This window comes from Stenotrophomonas lacuserhaii (assembly GCF_039674585.1).
Lineage (GTDB): Bacteria > Pseudomonadota > Gammaproteobacteria > Xanthomonadales > Xanthomonadaceae > Stenotrophomonas > Stenotrophomonas pennii_A.
This window is the reverse complement of record NZ_JBDJNU010000011.1, coordinates 47,184-66,785: the sequence shown is the minus strand read 5'-3', so window position 1 is coordinate 66,785 and position 19,602 is coordinate 47,184. Positions and strand designations below refer to the sequence as shown.

At 68.6% G+C, this 19,602-nt stretch carries 18 protein-coding genes and 1 pseudogene; 11 read left to right on the top strand and 8 right to left on the bottom strand.

From position 1 onward, the window contains the following. Window positions 1-24: 24 nt before the first annotated feature. Together ABE522_RS06765 and ABE522_RS06760 are read left to right on the top strand one after the other, a co-directional pair. Window positions 25-345, top strand: coding sequence for an NAD(P) transhydrogenase subunit alpha part 2 (locus ABE522_RS06765; protein ID WP_346591019.1), 321 nt, complete (start codon window positions 25-27; stop codon window positions 343-345). Then, on the top strand, window positions 342-1,802 hold the full coding sequence (locus ABE522_RS06760) for an NAD(P)(+) transhydrogenase (Re/Si-specific) subunit beta (protein WP_346591018.1): 1,461 nt from the start codon (window positions 342-344) through the stop codon (window positions 1,800-1,802). Before ABE522_RS06765 ends, ABE522_RS06760 begins: the two co-directional genes overlap by 4 nt. 185 nt (window positions 1,803-1,987) lie before the next feature. Here the strand turns inward: ABE522_RS06760 and ABE522_RS06755 are convergent, their stop codons facing one another. Further along, window positions 1,988-2,419, bottom strand: a complete 432-nt coding sequence (locus ABE522_RS06755) for a hypothetical protein (protein WP_346591017.1) — start codon at window positions 2,417-2,419, stop codon at window positions 1,988-1,990. Window positions 2,420-2,540: 121 nt separating this feature from the next. On the opposite strand from ABE522_RS06755, the gene sufT reads away from it, so the two are divergent. The 4 genes from sufT to ABE522_RS06735 all read left to right on the top strand — a co-directional run bounded on the left by sufT (window position 2,541) and on the right by ABE522_RS06735 (window position 7,918). Further along, entirely contained in the window at window positions 2,541-3,092 is a 552-nt protein-coding gene (gene sufT / locus ABE522_RS06750; protein ID WP_346591016.1) for a putative Fe-S cluster assembly protein SufT, read from the top strand. A gap of 66 nt (window positions 3,093-3,158) precedes the next feature. Continuing rightward, on the top strand, window positions 3,159-4,253 hold the full coding sequence (locus ABE522_RS06745; RefSeq protein ID WP_346591015.1) for a branched-chain amino acid aminotransferase: 1,095 nt from the start codon (window positions 3,159-3,161) through the stop codon (window positions 4,251-4,253). A 392-nt stretch (window positions 4,254-4,645) separates the two neighbouring features. Then, window positions 4,646-6,397, top strand: coding sequence for a S8 family peptidase (locus ABE522_RS06740; protein WP_346591014.1), 1,752 nt, complete (start codon window positions 4,646-4,648; stop codon window positions 6,395-6,397). 231 nt (window positions 6,398-6,628) lie between these two features. Beyond that, a complete protein-coding gene (locus ABE522_RS06735; protein ID WP_346591013.1) occupies window positions 6,629-7,918 on the top strand; it encodes a S8 family peptidase in 1,290 nt (429 codons plus the stop codon). A gap of 48 nt (window positions 7,919-7,966) precedes the next feature. Here the strand turns inward: ABE522_RS06735 and ABE522_RS06730 are convergent, their stop codons facing one another. The 3 genes from ABE522_RS06730 to wrbA all read right to left on the bottom strand — a co-directional run bounded on the left by ABE522_RS06730 (window position 7,967) and on the right by wrbA (window position 9,457). Further along, window positions 7,967-8,452, bottom strand: coding sequence for an asparaginase domain-containing protein (locus ABE522_RS06730; RefSeq protein ID WP_346591032.1), 486 nt, complete (start codon window positions 8,450-8,452; stop codon window positions 7,967-7,969). Window positions 8,453-8,528: 76 nt separating this feature from the next. Next, window positions 8,529-8,867 (bottom strand): DUF2069 domain-containing protein, encoded by a 339-nt coding sequence (locus tag ABE522_RS06725; RefSeq protein WP_346591012.1) that lies wholly within the window; start codon window positions 8,865-8,867, stop codon window positions 8,529-8,531. Next, window positions 8,867-9,457, bottom strand: a complete 591-nt coding sequence (gene wrbA, locus ABE522_RS06720) for an NAD(P)H:quinone oxidoreductase (RefSeq protein ID WP_406846317.1) — start codon at window positions 9,455-9,457, stop codon at window positions 8,867-8,869. Before wrbA ends, ABE522_RS06725 begins: the two co-directional genes overlap by 1 nt. Before the next feature lie 77 nt (window positions 9,458-9,534). On the opposite strand from wrbA, the pseudogene ABE522_RS06715 reads away from it, so the two are divergent. Together ABE522_RS06715 and ABE522_RS06710 are read left to right on the top strand one after the other, a co-directional pair. After that, window positions 9,535-10,799, top strand: a pseudogene (locus ABE522_RS06715) (YihY family inner membrane protein). Beyond that, window positions 10,796-11,389, top strand: coding sequence for a TlpA family protein disulfide reductase (locus tag ABE522_RS06710; RefSeq protein ID WP_346591010.1), 594 nt, complete (start codon window positions 10,796-10,798; stop codon window positions 11,387-11,389). Before ABE522_RS06715 ends, ABE522_RS06710 begins: the two are co-directional and overlap by 4 nt. A gap of 54 nt (window positions 11,390-11,443) precedes the next feature. Here ABE522_RS06710 and ppk2 read toward each other — a convergent pair whose 3' ends face one another. The 4 genes from ppk2 to hemA are packed head-to-tail and all read right to left on the bottom strand — an operon-like array spanning window position 11,444 to window position 16,317. Further along, complete coding sequence (gene ppk2 / locus ABE522_RS06705) at window positions 11,444-12,217, bottom strand: polyphosphate kinase 2 (RefSeq protein ID WP_346591009.1); 774 nt, start codon at window positions 12,215-12,217, stop codon at window positions 11,444-11,446. A gap of 46 nt (window positions 12,218-12,263) precedes the next feature. After that, window positions 12,264-13,967, bottom strand: a complete 1,704-nt coding sequence (locus ABE522_RS06700; RefSeq protein WP_346591008.1) for an O-linked N-acetylglucosamine transferase, SPINDLY family protein — start codon at window positions 13,965-13,967, stop codon at window positions 12,264-12,266. A gap of 3 nt (window positions 13,968-13,970) precedes the next feature. After that, window positions 13,971-15,056, bottom strand: a complete 1,086-nt coding sequence (prfA, locus tag ABE522_RS06695; protein ID WP_320506248.1) for a peptide chain release factor 1 — start codon at window positions 15,054-15,056, stop codon at window positions 13,971-13,973. Beyond that, window positions 15,034-16,317 (bottom strand): glutamyl-tRNA reductase, encoded by a 1,284-nt coding sequence (gene hemA / locus ABE522_RS06690; RefSeq protein WP_346591007.1) that lies wholly within the window; start codon window positions 16,315-16,317, stop codon window positions 15,034-15,036. The genes prfA and hemA overlap by 23 nt, the downstream gene beginning before the upstream one ends. A gap of 63 nt (window positions 16,318-16,380) precedes the next feature. Between hemA and ABE522_RS06685 the strand changes: the two genes are divergently transcribed. Genes ABE522_RS06685 through ispE form a run of 3 tightly spaced genes read left to right on the top strand, consistent with a single transcriptional unit; the run spans window position 16,381 to window position 19,591 of the window. After that, window positions 16,381-18,069 (top strand): tetratricopeptide repeat protein, encoded by a 1,689-nt coding sequence (locus ABE522_RS06685; RefSeq protein ID WP_346591006.1) that lies wholly within the window; start codon window positions 16,381-16,383, stop codon window positions 18,067-18,069. Beyond that, on the top strand, window positions 18,069-18,722 hold the full coding sequence (lolB, locus tag ABE522_RS06680) for a lipoprotein insertase outer membrane protein LolB (protein WP_406846319.1): 654 nt from the start codon (window positions 18,069-18,071) through the stop codon (window positions 18,720-18,722). Before ABE522_RS06685 ends, lolB begins: the two co-directional genes overlap by 1 nt. Then, complete coding sequence (ispE, locus tag ABE522_RS06675; RefSeq protein ID WP_346591004.1) at window positions 18,719-19,591, top strand: 4-(cytidine 5'-diphospho)-2-C-methyl-D-erythritol kinase; 873 nt, start codon at window positions 18,719-18,721, stop codon at window positions 19,589-19,591. Before lolB ends, ispE begins: the two co-directional genes overlap by 4 nt. Window positions 19,592-19,602 lie beyond the last annotated feature (11 nt).

Below are 19,602 nucleotides of genomic sequence, written 5' to 3'. Positions count from 1 at the left end.
ACATCCAGAGCGGGAGTCGTGCCGGTGAGTGACGGATTCGTGGCGCTGTACATCTTCATGCTGGCGGCCATCGCCGGCCATGTGATCATCTCGCGGGTGCCGGTGATCCTGCATACCCCGCTGATGTCCGGTTCGAACTTCATCCACGGCATCGTGCTGATCGGCGCGATGGTGGTGCTGGGCCACGCGCAGACCCCGCTGGAGAAGATCCTCGGTTTTATCGCGGTGGTGCTGGGCGCAGGCAATGCCGCCGGGGGGTACGTGGTCACCGCGCGCATGCTGGAAATGTTCAAGCCCAGCATCAAGCCGGCGCCCACCGACGCCGACAAGGAGCCGCAACCTTGAACGTCAGCACGCCTGAACTGCTGGATTGGCTGGTCAAGACCAGCTACCTCGTCGCTGCCACGCTGTTCCTGCTCGGCCTGCAGCGCATGGCCTCGCCGCTTACCGCCCGCAGCGGCATCCGCTGGGCCGGCCTGGGCATGCTGGTGGCCACCGTCGCCACCTTCTTCCTGCCCGAACTGCACAACATCCCGCTGATCCTGGTCGCGCTGGCGTTGGGCGGCGGATTGGCATGGTGGTCGGCCGGCAAGGTCGCCATCACCGACATGCCGCAGATGGTGGCGCTGTACAACGGCATGGGGGGCGGTTCGGCCGCGGCCATCGGTGCGGTGGAACTGCTGCGCTGGTCGGCGCTGGCCAACCGCGATACCAGCCACTGGAGCGCGCAGGCACTGGCCGACCTGGCCGCGCGCCAGCCTTCGGCGATGGTGCTGACGCTGGCAGTGACCGGTGCGGCCATCGGCGCGGTGTCGCTGTCCGGTTCGGTGATCGCCTGGGCGAAGCTGGACGGTCGGCTGGACCGGCGCATCACCTGGCCCGGACAGCAGGCGCTGAACATGATCGTGGCGCTGGCCGTGGTGGTGCTGGGCATCATCGCCGCCGGCACGCTGGCACCCTGGGCGATCATCGCCTTCTTCGTGCTGGCGCTGGCGCTGGGCGTGCTGATGACCCTGCCGATCGGCGGGGCGGACATGCCGGTGGTGATCTCGTTGTACAACGCGTTCACCGGCCTGGCGGTGTCTTTCGAAGGCTATGTGCTGGGCAACGAGGCGCTGATCATCGCCGGCATGATGGTCGGTGCGGCTGGCATCCTGCTGACCCGGCTGATGGCCAAGGCGATGAACCGGCCGATCAGCAACGTGCTGTTCTCCAACTTCGGTGGCGGCGCGGGCGGCGAGGCGCAGGAAATCACCGGCGCGCAGAAGCCGATCGATGCCTCCGACGTGGCGGCGATGATGGCCTTCGCCGAACGCGTGGTGATCGTGCCGGGCTACGGCATGGCCGTGGCGCAGGCGCAGCACAAGATCTGGGAGCTGGCGCAGCGGCTGATCGCGCGCGGGGTGAAGGTGAAGTTCGCCATCCATCCGGTGGCCGGCCGCATGCCCGGGCACATGAACGTGCTGCTGGCCGAAGCCGGCGTGCCGTACGACCTGATCGCCGACATGGACGACATCAATCCTGAGTTCCCAAGCACGGACGTGGTGCTGGTGATCGGTGCCAACGACGTGGTCAATCCGGTGGCACGCACCGATCCGGCCAGCGTGATCTACGGCATGCCTATCCTGGATGTGGTGAATGCGCGCAACGTGGTGGTGATCAAGCGCGGGCGCGGTACGGGCTTTGCGGGGATTGAAAACGCGCTGTTCTATGCGGACAACACCCGCATGCTGTACGGCGATGGGGCGGCGGCGGCGGGTTCGCTGGTGAGTGAACTGAAGGGGCTGGATGGGGGGCACTGAGCCCCATCCGCCGCAAGGGCATGACGGCCAGCGGCCGTCACTACCGGGCCGCGCATGGTAGCGCCGAGCCATGCTCGGCGAGCGCAGCGGAAAGCAACAGCGTGACGACCAACGGTCGTCACCCACCAAAGCCGGTCATCACCCACCGAGGCCGCCCGTCACCCACCGAACCTACCGCCCCTGCGTCAGACGCGCTTCTGCCAGCCCAGCCATGCCGCGAACACCACCGCCACCGGCAGCCACAGCCAGTCGGCGGTGACGTTGGCCAGCCCCACCAGCGTCCACGCCAGGTGCGGGCCCATGCGCAGTGCGGACTCCCAGGGAGTCAGCCCCATCGATCCGCCCAGCCAGGCGCTGGCGATGCTCCACCAGGCCAGCGCGGTCACCAGCAGCGTGCCGCCGGCCACCAGCAGGGCGCGCAGCACGCCGCCGCGCAGGGTGCCCAGGCGCAGTATGAACAGCAGTTCCAGCGCCACCACGATCGCCATCCAACCCAACTGGCGGCCGGTCATCAATGCGAAGAACACCCAGGCCAGCAGGGCCGTGCCGGCGCCGATCAGGTACATCACGGGCCAGAGCCAGGACACGGTCCTGGTGCGTACAGCAGGAGAGGGCATGCGGATTTCCCTTTGGATGCCAACAGGATACTGGGTTTGCCGCAGTGCACGGGCGGGCGCCGGGCCGCTGGGCTAAAATGTCGCCTTGCGCGGCGCGTCCGCAGCCCCCAGATCGAGCCTCATGTATTCCCGTAGCAGTGAACCAGTCCACTTCGAACGCGACTGCGAGGCCGTCATGGTCCCGCAGGGCGAAACGGTGACCCTGCCCGCCGGCAGCTATGGCTATATCACCCAGGCCCTGGGTGGCAGCTATACGGTGTTCGTCGAAGGCAACCTGTTCCGCATCGCGGGGCGGGACGGCGATGCCATCGGCAAGGAGGCCCCGGCACCGCTGGAGCTGCCTGACGACGCCAGCGATGAACAGGTCGAACACCTGGTGTGGCAGCAGCTGCGCACCTGCTTCGACCCGGAGATCCCGTTCAACATCGTCGACCTCGGCCTGGTCTACGAAGTGGAGCTCAAGCACCTGGACGATGGCCGCCGCGAGGTCGACGTCAAGATGACCCTGACCGCGCCCGGCTGCGGCATGGGCGACATCCTGGTCGACGACGTGCGCAGCAAACTGGAAATCATCCCCACCGTGGCCGAAGCCGACGTGGAACTGGTGTTCGATCCACCATGGGGCCGCCACATGATGTCCGAGTCGGCGCGCCTGGAAACCGGCATGCTCTGACCCGACCGTACGCCGCCCGCGTGGTGGAATCCCGGTAACAACCGCAACCAGAACAGGAAACATCCGGTGTCCCAGTCCAACATCAGCTTCGACGTCACCCGCTCGGCCCATCCGCGCAGCGCCGATGAGCGCGCCGCCATCCTGGAAAAGCCGGGCTTCGGCCTGCATTTCACCGACCACATGGTGGAAGTGCGCTGGGACAAGGACACCGGCTGGCACAACGCCAATGTTCGCCCCTATGGCCCGCTGCTGCTGGATCCGGCCGCCGCGGTGCTGCATTACGGCCAGGAAATCTTCGAAGGCATCAAGGCCTACCGGCATGCCGACGGCTCGGTGTGGACCTTCCGCCCCGATGCCAACGGCCGTCGCCTGCAGCGTTCGGCGCAGCGCCTGGCGCTGCCGGAACTGCCGGTGGACATCTTCGTCGAATCGTTGAAGCAGCTGGTCGCGCTGGACAAGGACTGGGTGCCGTCGGCCGACGAATCCAGCCTGTACTTCCGTCCGTTCATGATCGGCGACGAAGCCTTCCTCGGCGTGCGCGGCGCGCACAAGGCCGGTTACTACGTGATCGCCAGCCCGGCCGGCCCGTACTTCGCCAAGGGCGTGGCGCCGGTGTCGATCTGGCTGTCCACCGAGTACGCGCGTGCGGCCAAGGGCGGCACCGGTGCAGCCAAGTGCGGCGGCAACTATGCCGCCTCGCTGCTGCCGCAGCAGAAGGCGCAGGCGCAGGGCTGCTCGCAGGTGCTGTTCCTGGACCCGGTGGAAGGCAAGTACCTGGAAGAACTGGGCGGCATGAACGTCTTCCTGGTCTACAAGGACGGCACCCTGGTGACCCCGCAGCTGTCGGGCAGCATCCTGGAAGGCATCACCCGCGAAAGCATCCTGCAGCTGGCCCGCGACCGTGGCATGAAGGTGGAAGAGCGCAAGGTCAGCATCGATGAGTGGAAGCAGGGCGTGGCTTCGGGCGAGATCACCGAAGTGTTCGCCTGCGGCACTGCGGCGGTGGTGACCCCGATCGGCCAGCTGAAGGGCGAAGGTTTCGAAGTCGGCGACATCAACGCGCCGGCCGGCGAAGTGACCCTGTCGCTGCGCAAGGAACTGACCGACATCCAGTACGGCCGCCTGCCGGACCGCCACGGCTGGCTGGTCAAGCTCGCCTGACCGGCTGCACCCGGTAGCGCCGAGCCACGCTCGGCGGATGCCCCCGAAAGCCCGTCCCTGTTGACGGGCTTTTTACTGCCCGGCCGATGTCGGCACAGTCATGCCAGGACAGGCCAGGGACAGCTGACGACCGTTAAAGGTGAGTGAAAGTTCCTTCACCTTTACAAATTTTAGACACCAAAAGTCTCAGTTCCGACATTTCATGTCGCTGAAGTGGGGCTGAAACATTGTCCTCACTGGCTCGGACCGACTAGCTTCGGTCTCGTGGACAGTGCACGGGGGGCTGTCCGCCCCGGTCATCGATTCCTGCCAACGCAGCGCAGCCTGCGAATCGCGACCGGCGCCCTCTGCCGAATCCGGCATCCATGCCAGAACCCAGAAAAGGAAATCCGATGTCCCAGGTTTCGCAACCGCGTTTGCGTCAGCGTGCATTGGTCGTCATGGGGGCCTCCGTGCTCACCTCGCTGCTGCTGGTCGCCCCGGCGTTCGCCGGCGACGTCCACCTGAGCGGCCTGTCGTCCGCACCGACCCACAAGCAGTTCATCGTCAAGTTCCGCGACAACAGCGCGCCGCTGGCCACGCCGTCAGCCCTGGCGAGCTCGCTCAGGACCGCTGCATCGGGCCTGTCCGCTGCGCAGGGACGCGCGCTGGGCCTGCAGCAGGTGCGCCGGCTGGCAATCGGGCCGACCGTGGTCAGGGCCGACCAGGCGCTGGATGCCGCGCAGGCCGAACTGCTGATGCGCAAGCTCGCCGCCGACCCCAACGTGGAGTACGTGGAGGTCGACCAGATCATGCGGCCGACCCTGGTGCCAAACGATGCCCGCCTCGGCGAACAGTGGGGCTTCGGCACGTCCAACGCCTCCATCAACGTGCGCCCGGCATGGGACAAGTCCACCGGCACCGGCGTAGTGGTGGCGGTGATCGACACCGGCATCACCAGCCATCCGGATCTGAATGCCAACATCCTGCCCGGCTATGATTTCATCAGCGACGCGGCCATGGCACGCGATGGCGGCGGGCGCGACAACAACGCCAACGACCAGGGCGACTGGTACGCGGCCAATGAATGCGGCGCGGGCTATCCGGCCTCCAACTCCAGCTGGCACGGCACCCATGTGGCCGGCACCATCGCCGCGGTGACCAACAACAGCACCGGCGTGGCCGGTACGGCCTACAACGCCAAGGTGGTTCCGGTGCGCGTGCTGGGCAAGTGCGGCGGCTACACCTCCGACATCGCCGATGCGATCGTCTGGGCGTCCGGCGGCACGGTCAGCGGCGTGCCGGCCAATGCCAATCCAGCCGAAGTGATCAACATGTCCCTCGGCGGGGGTGGCAGCTGCTCGGCCACCTACCAGAACGCGATCAACGGCGCGGTGGGACGGGGTACCACGGTCGTCGTGGCGGCTGGCAATGAAGCCAGCAACGTCTCCACGTCGGTCCCGGCCAACTGCGCCAACGTGATCGCGGTGGCAGCCACCACCAACACCGGCGCCAAGGCCAGCTTCTCCAACTATGGCGCCGGCATCGACATCTCCGCGCCGGGCCAGGCCATCCTGTCCACCCTCAACACCGGTACCACGGTGCCTGCCTCGGCGACCTACGCGTCCTACAACGGCACCTCGATGGCGGCCCCGCACGTGGCCGGCGTGGTCGCGCTTATGCAGTCGGTGGCACCGACCGCGCTCACCCCGGCGCAGGTGGAAACCATCATCAAGAACACCGCGCGTGCGCTGCCGGGTGCCTGCTCCGGTGGCTGCGGTGCGGGCATCGTCAACGCCGATGCGGCGGTGGTGGCGGCGCAGGGCGGCGGCGGTGGCAACCCGGATCCGGGCACCGGCACGGTGCTGCAGAACAACGTGGCGGTGGGGGGGCTGGGTGCCGCTTCCGGCACGGCGCTCAGCTACACCGTCACCGTTCCCAGCGGTGCCACCCAGCTGCGCGTGGCGATCAGCGGCGGCAGTGGTGATGCCGACCTGTACCTGCGCCAGGGCAGCGCGCCGACCGACAGCACGTATGCCTGCCGTCCCTACCTGAGCGGCAACAACGAGACCTGCACCATCAGCAACCCGGCCGCAGGTACCTGGCACGTACGGATCAAGGCCTACAGCACGTTCTCCGGCTTGACGGTACGCGCGCAGTACTGATCACCGTTTACCGGGAGTGACCAGCGCAACGCCCCGGCATGACCGGGGCGTTTTCCGTTGGGGCGTGGCGCAGAACTCCGATGCCTTCCGCACGCGTGCAAGCAGACGATGGTGCTCCCCACCCAGCCACGGAGACAGCGTATGAAATTGCCTTGCAGGAAAATCCTCCCCTTACCGGTCATGGCCAGCGTGCTGGCGGTTGCGTGCAGCGCGTCGGCTTTGGCCGGCGACGTGGATCCCACGGGCCTGGAGCAGTTGGAAACCCACCAGCAGTTCATCGTCCACCTGCGCGGCGGCAGCGCAGCGGGGCATGGCGAAGGCGCGATGCGCGCCGTGCTGGATCGCGCCGGATCCCGGCTACGCGTCGGCACCGGCAGCATGCAGGTGCTGCGCCAGATGGCCACCGGGCCGATGGTGGTGCGCACCGGGCAGGCGCTGGACCGTGCGCAGGCCGGTGCCTGGATGGCGGCCATGGCGAGTGATCCCGACGTGGATCATGTGCAGGTGGATCGCATCCTGAAGCCGGCGCTCAATCCGGACGATCCGCGCTTGAACGAACAATGGGGCTTCTCCAGCAGTGCCGCATCACTCAACGTGCGGCCGGCGTGGGACAAGGCCACCGGCGCCGGGCAGGTGGTGGCGATCATCGACACCGGCCGCACCCGCCATCCGGAACTGGACGCCAATACGCTTCCGGGTTACGACTTCATCAGCAACGGCAGCATGGCCGGCGACGGCAACGGTCGGGATGACAACCCGGAGGACACCGGCGACAGCCAGTGGGGCCAACCCTCCAGCTGGCATGGCACCCACGTCGCCGGCACCGTTGCCGCGGCCACGAACAATGGGCAAGGAGTCGCCGGAACGGCTTTCGACGCCAGACTGGTGCATGTCCGCGTCCTCGGCAAGGGCGGCGGTTACACGTCGGACATCGCCGACGGCATGGTGTGGGCCGCGGGCGGCACTGTCAGGGGCATCCCGCGCAATGCAAATCCCGCCAAAGTGCTGAACCTGTCGCTGGGCGGCCAGGGTGCCTGCGATCGCGCATCGCAGGCCGCCGTGGACGGCGCGATCCAGGCCGGTGCAACGGTGGTGGTCGCAGCGGGAAACAGCAACGCCGATGTCTCGCGCTTCACCCCGGCCAACTGCCGTGGAGTGGTAGCGGTGGCGGCCACGACCGCGCGCGGTGCACGCGCCGGCTTCTCCAACCATGGCGGGGGAATCACCCTGGCGGCGCCCGGCGAGAACATCCTTTCCACCTTGAACAGCGGCCGCACCGCGCCGGGTGCGCCCGCCTATGCCGCCTACAACGGCACCTCGATGGCGGCTCCGCACGTTGCTGGCGTGGTGGCGTTGATGCAGTCGGCTGTTGATGGCCGTCTTACCCCTGTCCAGGTCGCCGATATCCTGAAAGAGACCGCGCGACCGTTGCTGGTTGCTTGCCCGCAGGACTGCGGGGCAGGCATGGCAGATGCCGACGCCGCCGTGGACCGGTCCATCCAGGTGGCGGCATCGCAGTGAGGCGATGCGGCGCAGGAACCGCCCGGGAGGGGCGGTTCCTGATCGGTCTCAGGCCGCTTCGAAACGGTTTTCGGCGACGTTCTTGCGCACGCTCTGCGGGTCCCAGATACGCCCGTTCATCGCGATGTACACGCCGGCCGGCTGCGATTGCACCGCGCCGATCGCGCAGCCGATGTTGAACTCGGCATCGGAGCCGCGGAAGCGGGCCGGGCTCAACGCGCCGGTCATCACGATGGTCTTGTCCGGGATGGTGGCCAGCACCTTGCCGGTGGCGACCATCGAATCGGTGCCGTGGGTGACCAGTACGTGGCGGGTAGGCTGTGCGGCGATGGTGGCGCGGATCAGCTCGCGGTCGTCATCGCTGATATGCAGCGAATCCTTGCGCAGGATCGGAATGACGTTGAAGCGGAAGGTCACGCCGAGTTCGCGCAGGATCATGCCGATCTGCGGATCGCCGATCTGGTAGTCCGATTTGTCGTCGAAGTAGATCTTGTCGATCGTGCCACCGGTAGTGACGATCAGGAGGTCTTCCATCATGGGAATGTCTTCGGAGCCTGGAACGGCGCTGCAGGAACAGGAACGCAGATGATAGCGGCCCCGGCGGGGGGCGTCAGCGTTGCTTTCGGCTGAAACGGGCGCGCAGGCCGGGCAGGCTGCCCGCAAAGATCACCAGCAGCGACAGGCTGATCGCCAGCCAGGCCAGCAGGCGTGTCTCGGCATGGCTCCAGGCGCTCATCACGCCGTGGCTGAACCAGCCCAGCGCCAGCACGCTGGCCCAGAACCCGGCCTTGCGCCAGCCCATCCGCAGCGCGATCGCCAAGGCCAGCGGTGGCGCGGTGAAGACCAGTTGGGCAGCCAGCCAGTGCCGGTCGTCGATGAACCAGCCGGCGTACAGTGCGGCCAGCCCGATCAGGGCGAGCAGCAGCACGGTGCGCGCGCCGGGGGCCATCAGGCCAGCCGCCGTGCGATGTCGGCGACCCGACGGCCAAGCGCACGGGCCAGCGTGGCCTCGTCCTCGCTGGGCTGCGGATCATCGTGGGCGCCGGCGACATGGCTGGCACCATAAGGCGTACCGCCGCTGGTGGTATGGCTCAGCGCGGCTTCGGTGAACGGAATGCCGACGATCAGGCAGCCGTGGTGCAGCAGGGGCAACTGCATGGACAGCAGGGTGGATTCCTGGCCGCCATGCATCGAGGCGGTGGAGGTGAACACCGCGGCCGGCTTGCCGGCCAGCGTGCCGTTCACCCACTGCGCGCCCAGGCCGTCCAGGAAGTGCTTCATCGGGGCGGCCATGTTGCCGAATCGGGTTGGGCTGCCGAGCAGCAGTCCGTCGCACTCGGCCAGGTCTTCCACGCTGACATACGGCGCGCCTTCATCGGGTACCGGCGGCCGCGCGGTCTGGGTCACGGCGGCCACGGCGGGCACGCTGCGCACGCGCGCGGCCATGCCCGGAACCTCGCCGATGCCCCGCGCGATCTGCCGCGCCAGCCGTGCCACCGAACCGCCTCGGCTGTAGTAGAGCACCAGGATCTCGCCCATCGTCGACCCGCTTTCTCGTCCAGGAGATGCCAGTATGGCTATCCTGCGGCGATCCTGCATCGGGTACCCTTGCGCCGATGGAACCGTTGAACACGATCAATCTATGGATGGAGCGCGCGCGCGACCGTCCTCGCGTCGCAAGCTTCGGCCGTTTCCTGTGGCGGCGCTTCCTGGATGACCGCCTGTTCCAGGCCGCTGCCGCGCTGGCCTACACCACCGTGTTCGCGCTGGTGCCACTGGCCATCGTGGTGTTCGGTGTGCTGTCCGCCTTCCCGGTGTTCGACCGCTGGAGCGACCAGCTCAGCGACTACGTGTTCTCCAACTTCGTGCCCAGCGCGGCGCGTGCGGCCGAAGGCTACCTGCGCCAGTTCAGCGCCAGCGCCGGCCAGCTCACCGCGGCGGGCTTCATCGCGCTGGTGATCTCGCTGCTGATCACGCTCAACAGCGTGGAGGAAACCTTCAACCAGATCTGGCGCGTGGGATCGTCGCGGCCCAAGCTGACCCGTTTCCTGGTGTACTGGACCGTGCTGACCTTGGGCGCGATGCTGGCGGCGGCTTCGTTGGCGGTCTCGGCAAGGGTCTTCGCGCTGCCGTTGTTCGGCACCCAGGAAGGGCAGTGGCTGGCCAGTTTCTCGCTGCGGCTGGCGCCGGTGCTGATCGAATTCGCCTGCATCACGCTGGTGTACCGCGTCGTCCCCCACCACACGGTCAAGTGGCGTCATGCGGTGCCCGGGGCGATCCTCGCCGCGATCCTGCTGGAGCTGGTGAAGTGGGGCATCGGTGCCTACCTGGGCAGCTTCCAGTCCTACCAGAAGCTGTACGGCACCGTGGCGTTCGTGCCGATCCTGCTGCTGTGGATCTACCTGTGCTGGGTGGCCGTGCTGCTGGGGGCTTCGCTGGCATCCTCGATGGCGGCGTTCCGCTACCAGCCGGTGGGCCACAGGGCTATGAATTCTATGCGCTGCTGCGCCTGCTCGGGCGCTTCCAGCAAGCGCGCGCGCTCGGCAAGGGGCTGGATGACGATGAAATCCTGCAGCACGAGCCGATGATGACCGACTCGCTGCTGCAGCAGCTGCTGTGCGACATGGAGCGCATCGCGCTGCTGCGCCGCGCGGAGAACGGTGACTGGATGCTGGCGCGTGACCTGGAGCAGCTGACCCTGGCCGACCTGTACGAAGCGACCCAGCTGCGCATCCCGGTCGCCGAACAGCACCTGCCCTACCGCCAGGACAGCCTGGGCCAGGCGGCGCTGGCCGCGCTGGACGAACTGCGCCTGCCACTGCGTGAGAAACTCAAGCGTCGCGTCAGCGACATCTATCCCCCCGGAGACACGCCCCGATGAGATGCACGTTGTTGGTCGTCACCCTGTCCGTGCTGCTGGCCGCCTGCAAGCCGGCCGCCGAGCCTGCTGCCACCGCGCCGGCCGCCGCGCCGCCTGCGGCTCCCGCTGCGCCCGCCGCTGCCGCCGATCCGGACGCCGCACTGGGCGCAACCGATGGTGCAGCCGTCGCCGAGCGGGTCACCGCCGAGTTCCCGACGCTGAAGGTCAAGACCGTGGACGGCGCCGAGTATGATCTGGCGGCGCACCGCGGCAAGTGGGTGGTGGTGAACTTCTGGGCCACCTGGTGTGCCCCGTGCCGCAAGGAAATGCCCGAACTGTCCGCGCTGCATGCGATGCGCAGCGAAATCGAAGTGGTCGGGCTGGCGTATGAGGAAATCGAGCCGGCCGACATGCAGGCGTTCCTGAAGGAACGGCCGGTGACCTATCCGATCGCCATCGTCGACCCGTACGCCCCGCCGGCCGACTTCGCCACCCCGCGCGGCCTGCCGCTGACCCACCTGGTGGATCCGCAGGGCAAGGTGGTGCATTCGTTCGTGGGTCCGGTCACGGCGGCGGATATCGAAGCGCGGATTGCCGGCAGCAGATCCTGAGGTCAGGCTCAGGTTCCTTCTGCGGCGCAAAAGGAACCTGACCCCGAAGCGCTGTCAGACCACGTCCGGGATCGGCTCCAGCAGCGTGTAATGCTCGCGGTGCAGCTTGCCTTTCAGCTTCGGCAGCTTTGGCAGCGCCTCGTCGACATGGGTATCGGGCAGGCGGTCCAGCAGGTCGCGGACCAGGGTCAGCCGACCCGTGCGCTGGTCGTTGAAATCCACCAGCGTCCACGGCGCATGGGTACGGTGGGTTGCCTGCAGCATGGCCTCGCGGGCCTGGGTGTAGGCCTCGTACTTGTCGCGCGACTGCAGGTCCACCGGGGACAGCTTCCAGCCCTTCAGCGGATCGGCATGGCGCTCGGCGAACCGTTCCTCCTGCTGCGCCTGGTCCACCGCCAGCCAGTACTTGAACAGCAGGATGCCGTCGTCCACCAGCAGTTGTTCGAACACCGGCGCCTGCTGCAGGAACTGCCGGTACTGCGCATCGCTGCAGTAGCCCATCACCCGTTCCACGCCGGCGCGGTTGTACCAGCTGCGGTCCATCAGCACGATCTCGCCGGCCGCTGGCAGGTGGCTGGCATAGCGCTGGAAGTACCACTGCGTGGCTTCGCGGTCGGTCGGCCTGGGCAGTGCGACCACCCGGCATTGGCGCGGATTGAGATGCTGGCTGATGGCCTGGATGGCGCCGCCCTTGCCGGCGGTGTCGCGGCCTTCGAACAGCACCAGCACACGCTGGCCGGTCAGCTGCACCCAGCGCGCCATGGTGGCCAGTTCCAGCTGCATCGGTTCCAGCAGGGCCTCGTAGGCCTTGCGCTTCAGCTTTGCCATCGAAGGCTCCCGTTGGGTGGAAGCCCCAGTGTGCCGCGTGCGCGGTTCAGGCGGTGTGCGCGCCCTGCCAGCCCCGTTCGCTGGCCAGCTGCTGCAGCATCCGGGACAGGTCCACAGCGAAGCCGGCCATGTCGAACAGGCTGCTGCCGGCACGTGCCTGGGCCAACTGCGTGCGCAGCTGCGCCAGCGCCGCGGGGTCGTTGCCCAACGCGATGGCGCGGGTGATGAAAGCGGCATCGTCGGCCACGTTCATCGCATGCAGGCCGAGGTGGTGGTTCAAGCTGCCGGCCACCCGCGCGGCGAAGGTATCGCCGGGGCAGGTCAGCACTGGACAGCCGGCCCACAGCGCATCCGATGCGGTGGTGTGCGCGTTGTACGGATGGGTGTCCAGGAACAGGTCGGCCAGGGCGTAGCGGGCGAGGTACTGCGCATGCGGCAGCTTGGCCATGAACACCAGCCGCGCCGGATCCACCCCGGCCGCGCGCGCTGCATCACGCAGGCGGGCATCGGCGCGGCCCGGTCCGGACAGCAGCCACAGCACGCTGCCGGGCACGCCCCGCAGGACCTGGAAGGCCCGCGCCATGCTGCGCGGATTCAATTTGTAGCTGTTGTTGAAACAGCAGAACACCACGCCGTGTCCGGGCAGGCCGCACGCGGCACGCGACGGTGCCGGCTGCAGCACGCGGGTGTTGTCCGATGGCTGGAAGGCACGCGGCAGGCGCACGACGCGCTCGCTGAAGTGCGCCTCCAGCGCGGCCGGCAGCACGAAGTCGTCGGCCAGCGCCACGTCCATCCACGGGGCACCGGAGGTGCCCGGATAGGCGAGCCAGTTGACCTGCACCGGGGCCGGGCGCAGGGCCAGCACTTCCGGTACGCCGCCACCGCCCCAGCCGCGCAGGTCGAACAGCACGTCGACGCCTTCGCTGCGGATCCGGGCCGCCACGTCGGCATGCCGCAGGCCGGCCACGTCGTGCAGATGGGTGGCCGCGCACAGGCGCTGGCGGATCGGGCTGCCATCGTCGCGGGTGAGTGCGAACAGATGGATGTCCAGCGCCGTGTCCTGCCGCAGTTGTTCGAACACCGCCACGGTCAGCAGGCCGGTGGGGTGCGCGCCGAAGCCGTTGGACAGCAGGCCGATCCGCAGCGGGCCGCGTTGCCGCACCGGGGTCGGCGGCAGCGGCCGCACACCGCTGAACTGCGCCGCGCGCAGCCGCGCACAGGCCAGCTGTTCGGCGGCGCTGGCGTCCTCGCTGAGGAAGGCGAACGGTTCCACCGCGCCACGGCCGCCGGCCACGGCATCGCGGACCTGCCGTGACAGCGCATCAACGTCCTGCCAGTCGCACAGGCGGCGCTGCCAGGCCAGCCGCTGCGCGGCGATGTAGGGCTCATCGGGCAGCAGCGCGTGGGCGCGTCGGTAGGCATCGGCCGCGCCCTCGGCATCGCCGGCATCTTCCAGTGCGTGGCCGAGCCACAACGCGATGCCCGGGTGCTGCGGCGCGCTGGCTGCGGCCTCGCCGAGCAGCTGCGCGGCATCGCCGTGCGCGCCGGCCATCCACGCCACCCGGCCCAGCCGGGCCAGCGCTTCGGGATGCCGCGGGCGCAGCTGCAGGGCACGCCGCGCGGCCTGTTCGCCCGCTGCCAGGTCACCGGCTTCCAGTTCGGCATCGGCCAGCATCACCCAGGCGATGAAGTCCGTCGGTTGGCGACGTACCGCCTGCTGCAACTGCTGGCGCTGGCTGGTGGGCTGCATCGATCAGGCCGACGCGGCCAGCTGGGCCAGTGCATCGGCCTGGTGTTCCTGCGACAGCCGCTGCAGCAGCGCGTCCATGTCGCCGGCCATCACGTTGGGCAGGTCATACAGGGTCAGCCCTTCCACGCGGTGGTCGGTGATGCGGCCCTGCGGGAAGCTGTAGGTGCGGATGCGCTGGCTGCGGTCGCCGCTGCCGACCTGCAGGCGCCGCGACGCCGCCTGCGCTGCATCCTGGCGCGAACGCTCGGCATCCAGCAGCTGCGCCTTCAGGCGTTTCATCGCCTTGTCGCGGTTGGCGTGCTGGCTGCGTTCGGTCTGGCATTCCACCACCACCCCGGTCGGGACGTGGGTGATGCGGATGGCCGATTCGGTCTTGTTGACGTGCTGGCCACCGGCGCCGGAGGAACGGAACGTGTCCACCCGCAGGTCGGCCGGATTGATCTGCACCTCGTCGATTTCATCGGCTTCGGGGATGATCGCCACCGTCGCCGCGGAAGTATGGATGCGGCCCTGCGATTCGGTGGCCGGCACCCGCTGCACGCGGTGCGTGCCGGACTCGAACTTCAGGCGCGAGAACGCGCCGCGCCCGACCACCCGGGCCACCACTTCCTTGTAGCCGCCGTGCTCGCCCGGGCTGTCCGATTCGATCTCGACTTTCCAGCCCTGGCGTTCGGCGTAACGCGCGTACATGCGGAACAGATCGCCGGCGAAGATCGCCGCTTCGTCGCCGCCGGTGCCGGCACGCACTTCCAGGAACAGGTTGCCTTCGTCGCGCGGGTCGCGCGGCACCAGCAGCAGCGCCAGGTCCTGGTCCAGCTGCGCCAGCCGGGCCTGCGCGGCGTCCACTTCCTCTTCAGCCAGCTCGCGCAGGTCCGGGTCGGCGCGCATCGCCTCGGCGGCGGCCAGGTCGTCCTTGGCGCGGCGCTCTTCTGCCAGTGCGGTGGCGACCGGTTCCAGCTGGGCGAACTCGCGCGAAAGATCGCGGAAGCGCTTGTTGTCGGCCACCACGCTGGGGTCGGAAAGCAGGCGTTCGAGTTCTTCGCGGCGCTCGGCCAGCGCTTCAAGCTTACGGCGCAGGGTCGGCGTCATCAGGTCTCACGGCAGGGTGGTGGTATCCCGGCTGCGCCGGGAACAGGCGCTCGGCGGCGCGGGTCAGGTCGGCATCTCCGCTCAGCGCGGCGGCCCGCAGGGCAGCGGTGGGCGGGTGCAGCAGGCGGTTGGTCAGGCCATGGGCGAGCAGTTCCAGCACTTCATCGGCCGGCTTGCCGTTGGCCAGCTGTGCCCGCGCGCGCTCCAGCATTTCCGCGCGGGTGGTCTCGCCGAACGCGCGCAGCTGCCTGAGCGGTGCGTGGTGGGCGCCGGCCTGCTGGGTTTCCACGAAGCGCGCGACCTGCAGTTCGATGATCGCTTCGGCTTCGGCGGCGGCTTCGCGGCGGCTGCGGCGGTTGTCTTCCACCGCCCGCTCCAGGTCGTCCACGGTATACAGGAAGGCGTCGTCCAGGCTGGCCACGCTGGCTTCGATGTCGCGCGGCACGGCCAGGTCGAACAGCAGCATCGGCTTGTGCCGACGGGTGCGCAGCGCGCCGGCGACGGCCTCGCGGTGGATCACCGGCTCGCGTGCGGCGGTGGCGGAAAACACGATGTCCGCTTCCGCCAGGTGGCGATCCAGTTCGGCCAGCGGCAGCGCCACCCCGCCATGCCGGCTGGCCAGGTCCTGGGCGTGGGCCAGGGTGCGGTTGGCGATCAGCAGGCGGCGCACCTTGCCATCGCTCAGATGGCGTGCGGCCAGTTCGATGGTCTCGCCGGCGCCGACCAGCAGCACGGTGGAATCGTCCAGCCGCGCGAAGGAATTCTGCGCCAGCCGCACCGCGGCCGAAGCCACCGAGACCGGATTGGCGCCGACCTGGGTATCGGTCCGCGCGCGTTTGGCCACCGAGAAGGTCTGCTGGAACAGCCGGTCCAGGCGCTGGCCGAGCAGGCCGTGTTCGCGCGCCACCGACCAGGCGTCCTTCACCTGGCCGAGGATCTGCGGTTCGCCCAGCACCATCGAATCCAGGCCGGTGGCGACCCGGAACAGGTGGCGCACCGCATCGGCGTCGGCGTGCTGGTACAGATAGCCCTGCAGGTCGCCGGCCTGGCCCTGCAGCCACTGGTTCAGGGCGGCTTCGGACTCGGCCACCGCATACAGTTCGGTGCGGTTGCAGGTGGACAGCAGCACCGCTTCGGCGATCTGCGGGGTATTGCGCAACGAACCGAGCGCGCGCGGCAATGCGTCACCGGCGAAGGCCGCGCGTTCGCGCAGGTCCACCGGTGCGGTCTGGTGATTCAGTCCGAGCACCCACAGGGTCATTGTTCAGTTGCTTGCGATAAGCTGCTGGCCATAGGCACTCATTTTAAGGCCCCAATGCCGTCGATGCCCGCATTGATTCGCATCTCCAGTGTTCTGCTGCTCAGCCTGATGGCTGGCGAGGCGCTGGCAGCCCCCTCCGTCGCCCGCGTGCTGGACCAGGCCGAACGTGCCCAGGAACCTTCGCTGGAGCCTGCGCTGGTGGGCGAATTCGCCCTGCAGGCAGGCAAACTGCCCGAGTCGGCCACGCACTACCTGCTGGCCGCGCAGGCCAGTGATGGCGATGCCGGGCTGGCCGAACGGGCCACCCGGATCGCCATGCTGGCCAATGATGATGCCCGTGCCGCGCAGGCGCTGGCCCTGTGGCAGCAGCGTGCACCACGCGCGCTGGCGATGCGCAGCGCCGCCGCGGCGCTGGCCATGCGCCAGGGCAAGCCGGAGCGTGCGACCACTGAACTGAAAGCCCTGCTGGCCGCGCCCGGCGAGGAAGGCTGGCGCTTCACCCTGGCCGCGCTGGTCGGTGGCGGGCGCGATCCGGGGGTGCCCGCGCAGGTGCTCGAGGCGCTGGTCCAGGCCGATGCGATCCCCAACCGGATCGAGGTCTGGCAGGAATTCGGCCGGTTGGCGATGCGCATGGACAAGCCCGAGCTGGCCCAGCGCATGGTCGACGAAGTGGTGCGCCGGTTCCCGCAGGATCCGCGCGTGGCCCTGCTGCGCGCCAGCCAGCTGCAGCAGACCGGACGCACCGCCGAGGCGTTGGCGGTGCTGCAGGCGCTTGAGCCGCAGACCCGCACCAGCGTCGACCTGCGCAATGCCGTGGCGATTGCCTATGACAGCATGAACCAAGCGGAGGCTGCCGAGCGCGTACTGTCCAGCGGCCCGCAGGACACCCAGACCTACGGCATGCGCGCCTCGCTGCTGGCCAAGCAGGACGATGCCACGGCGCTGACTGCGTTGTACGCCGAGTTGTCGCGTGCCGCCAGCAAGCCCGATCCGGCGCAGCGGCTGCTGCTGGGCAAGATCGCCGAATACCTCAAGCGCTACCAGGAGGCGGTGGACTGGTACCACAGCGTGCCCGGCGGCGATGAGCTGAGCGAGGCACGCCTGCGCGCGGCCAACGCGCAGGGCCTGCTGGGCAACCAGGCCAAGGCACTGGAAGAAGTGCGCGCGGTGCAGTCCGATGCGGTGCTGGCCGAAGAAGCGCGCCGCGACGCCTATCTGCTGGAAGCCGAGCTGCGCCTGCGGGCCGGCGACGAGGCCGGCGAGCTGGACGCGCTGGCGCGCGGTCTGGCGGCGTATCCCGATGAGAACGCGCTGCTGTATGCGCGTGCGCTGGCCTGGGAGCGCCGCGACGACATCCCGCGTGCGGAGGCCGACCTGCGCAAGGTGCTGGTCACCGAACCGGAAAATGTCGCCGCATTGAATGCGTTGGGCTACACCCTGGCCGACCGCACCCAGCGCTACCAGGAGGCGCTGCAGCTCATCGACCGCGCCCGCGTGGCCGAACCGGACAACCCGGCGATCATAGACAGCCATGGCTGGGTACTGTATCGGCTGGGCCGCAACGAAGAGGCGCTGGTGCAGCTGCGCCGCGCCTACGCGCTGGCCAAGGATGCCGAGATCGCCGTGCACCTGGGCGAAGTGCTGTGGGTGATGGGCCGCCAGGACGAGGCGCGGCGCTACTTCGACGAAGCCGCCAGGCTGGATCCCGACAACCGCGCGCTGCAGCGCGTCCGTGAGACTTTCAAGCCATGATGCATTCGATGACCCGGCCGTTGCTGCTGGCAACGGTCACCCTGGCGCTGGCCGCCTGTACCTCGGTCGGTTCGCAGAAGACCCCGGTGCCGGACGTGGCCTATAGCGTGTCCCCGGCCGCCGAACGTGCCGAAGCTGCACGCGTGCAGGCGCTGCGGGCCCAGCCGGACTGGGCGTTCCAGGGCCGGGTGGCGGTCAGCAAGGGGAAGAACGGCGGCAGTGGCCGCATTGAATGGGACCAGCAGGGCAGTGCCTACCAGGTCCAGCTCAGTGCCCCGGTGACCCGGCAGAGCTGGCGCCTGCAGGGTGACGCCACGCAGGGCAGTGGCCGGCTGGAAGGGCTGGACGGTGGCCCGCGCGAGGGCGCCGATGCGCAGGCTGTCCTGCTCGAGGCGACCGGCTGGGACATCCCGGTCAACCAATTGCCGGACTGGACCCGTGGCCTGGTGCTGGAAGGCAGCGGTGAGGCCGCCGTGCAGCGCGACGCCGAAGGGCGACCACGCCAGCTGCGCCAGGCCGGGTGGCAGGTGGATTACCTGGACTGGTACCCGGCGCAGGACGGCCGACAGTCGCTGCCGCGGCGTATCGAAGCCAGCAAAGGCGACGCCAAGGTGCGCCTGGTGGTCGACCAGTGGGGCGACGCCGGTCCATGAATCCGTCGCATGATGACGCCGACGGCTGGTCCTGGTGGCCGGCTCCGGCAAAGCTGAATCTGTTCCTCAACATCACCGGCCGTCGCGCCGATGGCTACCACCAGCTGCAGACCGTGTTCCGGCTGCTGGACTGGGGTGACCGGATCGGACTCCGCCTGCGCCAGGACGGGCAGGTGCGTCGCCAAGGTGCCTCGCTGCCCGGCGTGGCGGAGTCCGATGACCTCGCCGTGCGGGCGGCGCTGCTGCTGCAGGCGTCTGGCAAAATCGGCGAAGGTGTTGACATCATCGTTGAAAAGCACGTTCCGGCGGGCGGTGGCTTCGGCGGTGGGTCGTCCGATGCGGCGACCGTCCTGGTGGCATTGAACCAGCTGTGGCGCACCGGGCTGGCCCCGGATGCGCTGGCCGCGCTGGGCCTGCAGCTGGGCGCGGACGTGCCGGTTTTCGTCCGCGGGCACAACGCCTGGGCCGAGGGCATAGGGGAGCAGCTGACCCCCATCGAGCTGCCGCCAGCGTGGTACGTGATCGCCGATCCGGGGGTCCATGTGCCCACTCCGGCCCTTTTTGCGGATCCGGATTTGACGCGCGACAGTCCAATGGCGAAAATAGAGGACTTCGTTTCCGGATACCTGTCCGGCAATGCGTTCGAACCGGTGCTGCGCCGCCGCGAGCCTGCCGTAGAGGCCGTGCTTGCTGCGTTGAGCAACATCGGCGCGGCGCGGCTGACAGGGTCGGGAAGTGGGTGCTTCGTCGAGTTCCCTTCGCAGCAGGCTGCGCAGGCGGGCAGGGCGGGGTTGTCCAAGGAGTTGCGGGCGTGGGTGGTGGCAGGCGTTGGCCGGTCACCACTGCTGGATGCACTCGAGCGTAACTGATTCATTTGATG